At 66.9% G+C, this 1,108-nt stretch carries 1 protein-coding gene; it reads left to right on the top strand.

Annotated features, from left to right (window positions below):
- Positions 1-1,108: YibE/F family protein (locus ABTY98_RS42200; RefSeq protein ID WP_352226478.1), on the top strand; the 1,108-nt coding region annotated here is incomplete at both ends.

Below are 1,108 nucleotides of genomic sequence, written 5' to 3'. Positions count from 1 at the left end.
TGGCCCGGCGGCGCACCACCCCACGAACGCACCGGCGTCGGCTTCGACCGCCAGACCCAAGCCGCCACCGTCAGCAAAGTCGACTCCGTCAGCTGCACATCGGTCAACGCCTCCAGCGAAACACCGACCGGCGACACCTCCACCGCCGAAGGCAGCTCAGCACAGCAACAACACGACGGCACCTGCAAAAAAGCCACAGTCCGCGTCGACACCGGCAAGGACACAGGCCGCACCTTCACCGAGATCGTCCAACCCGACCAGCCACGACAACTCCACCAGGGCGAGAAGGTCGTCGTCGCCTACGAACCCTCCGCACCCAAAGACCTCCAGTACTCCGTCACCGACGTCAACCGCAAGTTCCCCATGGCCCTGCTCGCCGGGATCTTCGCCCTCGCCGTCGTCGTGGTGGGCCGACTGCGCGGTGTCATGGCACTGGTCGCGCTGGCCGTCAGCTTCCTGGTGCTCACCCTGTTCATCCTCCCCGCGATCCTCCAGGGCTCCCACCCGCTCCTCGTAGCAGTGATCGGCTCCAGCGCCATCATGCTGATCGCCCTCTACATGTGCCACGGCCTGTCCGCCCGCACCTCCGTCGCGGTCCTCGGCACCCTGGTCTCCCTGTGCCTCATCGGCCTCCTCGGCTCAGAGTTCATCGACTGGGCCGCCCTCACCGGCAACACCGACGACAACACCGGCCTCATCCACGGCCTCTACCCCTCGATCGACATGAGCGGCCTGCTCCTGGCCGGCGTCATCATCGGCTCCCTCGGCGTCCTCGACGACGTGACCGTCACCCAGACATCAGCCGTCTGGGAACTCCACGACGCCAACCCCACCATGGGCTGGCGCGGCCTGTACCGCGCAGGCATCCGCATCGGCCGCGACCACATCGCCTCCGTCGTCAACACCCTCGTCCTCGCCTACGCCGGCGCCGCCCTCCCCCTGCTCCTGCTCTTCTCCATCGCACAAAGCAGTGTGGCCACCGTCGCCAACAGCGAACTGGTCGCCGAAGAAATCGTCCGCACACTCGTCGGCTCGATCGGCCTCGTCGCCTCCGTACCAGTCACCACACTCCTCGCAGCCCTGGTCGTATCAGCCGACCGACAGGACA

Source organism: Streptomyces sp. NPDC096040 (assembly GCF_040303265.1).
Lineage (GTDB): Bacteria > Actinomycetota > Actinomycetes > Streptomycetales > Streptomycetaceae > Streptomyces.
The sequence above is the reverse complement of the archived record's forward strand: the minus strand, read 5'-3'. Positions and strand labels throughout refer to the sequence as shown.